This window comes from Methylobacterium oryzisoli (genome assembly GCF_046557895.1).
GTDB lineage: Bacteria > Pseudomonadota > Alphaproteobacteria > Rhizobiales > Beijerinckiaceae > Methylobacterium > Methylobacterium oryzisoli.
The window spans coordinates 22,699-28,725 of sequence record NZ_JBKIBX010000058.1 but is presented as its reverse complement, the minus strand read 5'-3'; the positions used below and the strand labels follow the sequence as shown (position 1 = coordinate 28,725).

Below are 6,027 nucleotides of genomic sequence, written 5' to 3'. Positions count from 1 at the left end.
ATGGCCTTGCGGCGGTCACCGAAGCCCGGCGCCTTCACGGCCGCGACCTTCAGGCCGCCGCGCAGCTTGTTGACCACCAGGGTGGCCAGCGCCTCGCCCTCGATGTCCTCGGCGACGATCAGCAGCGGCTTGCCGGTCTGAACGACGGCCTCGAGCACCGGCAGCATGGCCTGGAGCGAGGAGAGCTTCTTCTCGTGGATGAGGATGTAGGGATCCTCGAGCTCCGCGATCATCTTCTCCGCGTTGGTGATGAAGTACGGGGAGAGGTAGCCGCGGTCGAACTGCATGCCCTCGACGACGTCGAGCTCGGTCTCGGCGGTCTTGGCCTCCTCGACCGTGATCACGCCCTCGTTGCCGACCTTCTGCATCGCCTGCGCGATCATCGCGCCGATGTCCTTGTCGCCGTTCGACGAGATAGTGCCGACCTGGGCGATCTCTTCCGAGGCCGAGACCTTCTTGGAGCGGCCCTGGATGTCCTTCACGACGGCGGTGACCNGTTCGACGAGATAGTGCCGACCTGGGCGATCTCTTCCGAGGCCGAGACCTTCTTGGAGCGGCCCTGGATGTCCTTCACGACGGCGGTGACCGCGAGGTCGATGCCGCGCTTCAGGTCCATCGGGTTCATGCCGGCGGCGACGTACTTGGCGCCTTCCTTGACGATGGCCTGGGCCAGCACGGTGGCGGTGGTGGTGCCGTCGCCCGCCAGATCGTTGGTCTTCGAGGCCACTTCGCGCACCATCTGGGCGCCCATGTTCTCGAAGCGGTCGGAAAGCTCGATCTCCTTGGCGACGGTGACGCCGTCCTTGGTGATGCGGGGCGCGCCGAAGCTCTTCTCGATCACGACGTTGCGGCCCTTCGGGCCGAGCGTGACCTTGACGGCATCCGCCAGGATGTCGACGCCGCGCAGCATCTTCTCGCGAGCGTCGGAGGCGAAACGAACGTCTTTCGCTGCCATGTCCAATCCTCTCTCAACGATTCAGGGATGTCGTCCGTGCGGCGCCCTCACGGGGCGCGGCGGCCGGACGCGAAACTGACCTCTCGGGCCGCCCTCAGGCGAGGACGCCCATGATGTCGGATTCCTTCATGATCAGGAGGTCCTGACCGTCGATCTTGACCTCGGTGCCGGACCACTTGCCGAACAGCACGCGGTCGCCGGCCTTCACGTCGAGGGGGGTGATCTTGCCGGTCTCGTCCCGACCGCCCGGGCCGACGGCGACGATCTCGCCCTCTTGCGGCTTCTCCTTGGCGGTATCCGGGATGATGATGCCGCCCTTGGTCTTCTCCTCGCTCTCGATGCGACGGACGACCACGCGGTCGTGCAGCGGACGGAATTGCATGAGCTGCCCTCTTGCTTCCCACAAGGACTTGCGCTTGGTGCGGCGGCGAGGCGCCTGCCGGGGCTGTTAGCACTCCCACCAGGAGAGTGCTAACCGCTGGCCGCGAGATAGGCGGACCCTTCCGGCGAGTCAAGGCGTTCGTCCGCCTCGGCGCCGCCTTCGTGCACAGGCGGGCCGAGATCGACTGCACCGAGGCGCCGGCCGGCCTCGTCCTGATCGCGCCGAGCGCCTTCGCGCCGGCCCTGTACTTCCGGGTCAAGGGCTGGTTCTGAGCCCGTCCCGACACATTGCCGGGTCCCCTCAATCCTTTCGCAATGGATGCTGAGCATCGTCGCGCGGAGTTCGGCGTGTTCGGGCGCGCGCCGCCGCGCCTGATGCTGAAGGATTGCTTGATGAACGTCCGACACGACTTTTCCACGGCGCGACCGGCCGGAATCCTGCCGCCCGAGCCCGGCCTCCGCGAGATCGCCGAGGCGCTGGGCTACTCGCCCGACTGGAACTGGAGCTGGGAGAGCTACAAGCCGATACTGCTGGCGCTCGCCCAGGCCTACGGCCTGCGCGACCACCTGGAGATCGGCGGCGGGCGCGATCCGGTGTTCAGCGAGGCGGACCTCGCGCGCCACGACATCCGGGTGACCATCAACGACATCTCCGAGACCGAACTGGCGCTGGCGCCCGCCGCCTTCTCGAAGCTGTGCTGCGACATCGCCGCGCCGGGCACGATCGAGCGGGTCGGCCGGGAGCGGTTCGACTTCGCCTATTGCCGGATGGTGATGGAGCACGTGGAGGACGTCGCGCAGATGTGGCGCAACGTGCACGCGGTGCTGCGGCCCGGCGGCGCGGCCCTGAGCTTCTTTCCCACCCTGTTCGCCCCGCCCTTCGTGCTGAACGAACTGATGCCCGAGCGGCTGTCGCGGGCCGTGCTGCACGCCGTCTTTCCCGACCGGCGGGACGGCGGCGAGAACCCGAAATTCCCGGCCCACTACACGCTCTGCCGCGGCAGCGAGCGGGTCCTCGTGCCGCTCCTGCACGAGATCGGCTTCCGCGAGGTCGTGGTGCTGCCCTTCTACGGCTACAGCTACTTCTGGAAGGTGCCGGGCCTCCGGCAGGTCGACGCCGCCTTCACGGCGCTGGCCCGCGCCCGGGACTGGCGCACCTTCACGAGCTTCGCCTACGTGATCGTGCGCAAGTGAGGCCGCGATGAAGATCGTCGTCGTCGCCGATCACGCCGCCATCAACGGCGGCCAGACCAAGGTCGCGATCGAGAGCGCGCTCGGGCTCGCGGGCCGCGGCCACCGCGTGGTGTACTTCGCCGCGGTCGGACCCGCCGATCCGCGCCTCGCCGCGGCCGGGATCGAGGTGATCGTGCTCGGCCAGACCGACGTGGCGCAGACCCGCTCCCTCGCCGCCTTCGGCGTGCAGTGGCTCTGGAACCGGCCGGCGGCGGCGGCTCTGCGCGACCTGCTGGCGGCCTGCGACCCGCACGACACCGTGGTGCACGTCCACGCCTGGGCCAAGGCGCTCTCGCCCTCGCTCGGGCCGGTGCTGCGGGCGAGCCCGGTCCCGGCGGTGCTGACGCTGCATGAATACTATCTCGCCTGCCCGAACGGCGGCTTCTACGATTATCCGGTCTCGGCGGCCTGCCACCGCGCCCCGCTCTCGGCCGCCTGCCTCGCGCACAATTGCGACTCGCGCAGCTACGCCCGCAAGCTGATGCGCGTCGGCCGCCACGTGCTGATGCAGCGGACCGGCCTGATCGAGGGACTGTCCGCGCTCCTCACCATCAGCCGTCTCCAGCGCGACGTCACCGCCCCCTACCTGCCGGCGGACCTTCCCCATTACGAGGTGCCGAACCCGATCGACGCCGAGCCCCTCGGCCCGAAGCCGGACGGCGCCTCCGGCGATTTCGTCTTCGTCGGCCGCCTCTCCCCCGAGAAAGGGGCGCGGCTCTTCGCCGAGGCGGCGCGGCGGGCGGGCCTGCGGGCGGTGTTCGTCGGCGACGGGCCGCAGCGGGCGGAGCTGGAGGCGGCCTATCCCGAGGCGCGCTTCGCCGGCTGGCAGGACCCCGCCGCGGTGAAGCAAACTCTGCGCGCCGCGCGCGCCCTGGTCTTCCCCTCCGTCTGGTACGAGGGCCAGCCGCTCACGGTGCTGGAATCCCTGGCGATGGGGACGCCCGTGATCGTCAGCGACCTCTGCGCCGGCCGCGAGGCGGTGCGCGACGGGGAGAGCGGCCTGTGGTTCCGCTCGGGCGATGCCGCGTCCCTCGCCGGGGCGATGCTGCGGCTCTCCGACGATGCCACGGCGCGCCGGATGGCGCAGGCGGCCTACGCGCTGTTCTGGGCCGATCCCCTGACGATGGAGCGGCACCTCGACGGCCTGGAGCGCGTCTACGGCGAGGTGGCCGTGAGCCCGTCCGCGTCCCGCGCGGCGCGCCCGCGCGCCGGGGCGATCGCGACGGGCGCGGTCCCGGCCGTTCGCTGAGGGCGCCCCCGCGCCGAAGGCACCGTGCGGGCGCGGTTCAGCGGCTGGACACCAGCCTCAGGCCCGCGACCGGCCCCGCCTCTAGGATCGCCGCGGCCTTGCGTTCGAGTTCGCCGTCGAGGAACGGTTTCTGGACGATCCGGTCCTCGCCGATGCCCTCCCGCGTCAGGGCGCTCTGGTCGGCGTAGCCGGTCACGAACATCACGGGAATCGTCGGCCAGCGCCGCCCAATCTCGGCGGCCACGTCCACGCCGTTCATGCCGGGCATCGCGAAGTCGACGATCACGAGGTCGAAGCAGGGGTCGTGTTCCAGGGTGTGGATGGCCGCGAGGCCGGAACCCACCTCGCGCACCTCGTAATCCGCTTCCGTGAGCTTGGTGACGGTGATCTCCCGCACGGCGCCGTCGTCGTCGACGACCAGCAGCACTGGCCTGTGGCCGGGCTCGTGGGCGGAGGGGCACTCGGCCTCGCTGGGCCGGGCCGGCCGCTCGGGCACCTCGGCGGCGACCCGCGGCAGGTAGACCCGCACCGTGGTGCCCTCCCCGACTTCGGTGTCGATGCGGATGCCGCCGCCCGACTGCTTGGCGAAGCCGTAGACCTGCGCGAGGCCGAGGCCCGATCCCTTGCCGACCTCCTTGGTGGTGAAGAACGGCTCGAACACCCGGGTGAGGATTTCCGGCGGGATACCGGTGCCGGTGTCGCTCACCGCCACCATGGCGTAGTCGCCCGGCGGCGGCTCCTCGGGGCGCGCGGGCGGCGCGGCGAGGCGCACGTTCGCGGTCTCGATGGTCAGGCAACCGCCGACCGCCATCGCGTCCCGGGCGTTGATGGCGAGGTTGAGGATGATCAGCTCGATCTGCGTCGCGTCCACGAGCGCGGGCCACAGGTCCGGCTGCAGCGTCATCTCGATGCGCACCGCCCCGCCGATGGAGCTCTGCAGCAGGTCGCGCATCGAGGCGACCGTCCGGTTCAACTGCACTGGGACCGGTTCGAGCCGCTGGCGCCGCGAAAAAGCCAGCAGCTGCGCGGTCAGCCGGGCGCCGCGCTCGGTCGCGCCGCGCATGGTGTCGAGCCGGCGCCGGGATTTCTCGTCCGACACCGCCCGTTCGAGGAATTCGATGTTGCCGGCGATGACCGTCAGCAGGTTGTTGAAGTCGTGCGCCACGCCGCTGGTGAGCTGCCCCACCGCCTCCAGGCGCTGGGCTTGCCGCAGGGCCTCCTCGACGCGCTCGCGCTCAGCGATCTGCGCCTGCAGCGCCGCGTTGGCCTCGAAGAGCTCCCGGGTCCGCTCCGCCACCCGCGCTTCGAGCGTGTCGTTCATCGCCCGCAGGGCCTGCTCCATCGCCCGCCGCTCGGCATGGGCGCGGGCCTCCGAGAGGGCGCGGACCACGACACGCGGCAGCCGGTCGAGGCGCTGCTTGGTGACGTAATCGGTCGCCCCGTTCTTGAGCGCCTCCACGGCGACCTCCTCGCCGAGCGTGCCGGAGACGAAGACGAACGGGGTCTCGGGGCAGTGCGCGCAAGCGAGGGCGAGCGCGCTGAGGCCGTCGAAGGTCGGCAGGACGTAATCGGCCAGGATCAGGTCGTGGCGGCGCTCGACCACGGCTGCGGTGAAGGCCTCGCGGGTCATCACCCGGTCGAGGACGTAACGCGGGCCCGCATCATCGAGGAAAGCCGCGAGCAGTTCCGCGTCGAGGTCGCTGTCTTCGAGCAGCAGGATGCGCAGCGGGTCCGGGGAGCCGTCCGTCACGAATTCGATGGCCAGCCTCCCCTGTGCGGCGGCGGCTCGTTCAGCACCGCCCAGAACACCCCCAGGTCCTGGATGGCGCCGAAGAACTCCTTGAACCCGACCGGCTTCACCACGAAGGCGTTCACCCCCAGTTCGTAGGACCGCACGAGGTCCGATTCCTCCCGCGAGGAGGTCAGCATGACCACGGGAATCGCCCGGGTCCGCGGGTCGCCCTTCGCCGCGGCGAGCACTTCGAGGCCGTCGACCTTGGGCAGCTTGAGATCGAGCAGCACCACGGCGGGCTCCACCACGTCGTCGCGGTCGTAGCTACCGCGCTGAAACAGGTAGTCGAGGGCCTCGGCGCCGTCGCGGCAGATCACGATCTCGTTCGCGAGCTGGCTCTGCTCCAGCGCGGCGAGCGTCAGCTCGATGTCGTTCGGGTTGTCCTCGACGAGGAGGATCGGCTTCAGGTCGGCCATG

At 70.3% G+C, this 6,027-nt stretch carries 5 protein-coding genes and 1 pseudogene; 2 read left to right on the top strand and 4 right to left on the bottom strand.

Annotated features, from left to right (window positions below):
- Both ACKUB9_RS31065 and groES read right to left on the bottom strand, forming a co-directional pair.
- Nucleotides 1–955, bottom strand: a pseudogene (locus ACKUB9_RS31065) (TCP-1/cpn60 chaperonin family protein); the annotation flags it as partial.
- Nucleotides 956–1,049: 94 nt separating this feature from the next.
- Nucleotides 1,050–1,337, bottom strand: a complete 288-nt coding sequence (gene groES, locus ACKUB9_RS31060) for a co-chaperone GroES (RefSeq protein WP_407530529.1) — start codon at nt 1,335–1,337, stop codon at nt 1,050–1,052.
- 392 nt (nt 1,338–1,729) lie between these two features.
- Between groES and ACKUB9_RS31055 the strand changes: the two genes are divergently transcribed.
- Together ACKUB9_RS31055 and ACKUB9_RS31050 are read left to right on the top strand one after the other, a co-directional pair.
- Entirely contained in the window at nt 1,730–2,530 is an 801-nt protein-coding gene (locus tag ACKUB9_RS31055) for a class I SAM-dependent methyltransferase (RefSeq protein ID WP_407530526.1), read from the top strand.
- A gap of 7 nt (nt 2,531–2,537) precedes the next feature.
- Nucleotides 2,538–3,818, top strand: coding sequence for a glycosyltransferase family 4 protein (locus ACKUB9_RS31050; RefSeq protein WP_407530524.1), 1,281 nt, complete (start codon nt 2,538–2,540; stop codon nt 3,816–3,818).
- Between the two features lie 37 nt (nt 3,819–3,855).
- On the opposite strand, the gene ACKUB9_RS31045 is transcribed toward ACKUB9_RS31050, so the two are convergent.
- Both ACKUB9_RS31045 and ACKUB9_RS31040 read right to left on the bottom strand, forming a co-directional pair.
- Nucleotides 3,856–5,568 (bottom strand): response regulator, encoded by a 1,713-nt coding sequence (locus tag ACKUB9_RS31045; protein WP_407530522.1) that lies wholly within the window; start codon nt 5,566–5,568, stop codon nt 3,856–3,858.
- Nucleotides 5,565–6,026, bottom strand: a complete 462-nt coding sequence (locus tag ACKUB9_RS31040; protein ID WP_407530521.1) for a response regulator — start codon at nt 6,024–6,026, stop codon at nt 5,565–5,567. Before ACKUB9_RS31040 ends, ACKUB9_RS31045 begins: the two co-directional genes overlap by 4 nt.
- Nucleotide 6,027: the final 1 nt, after the last annotated feature.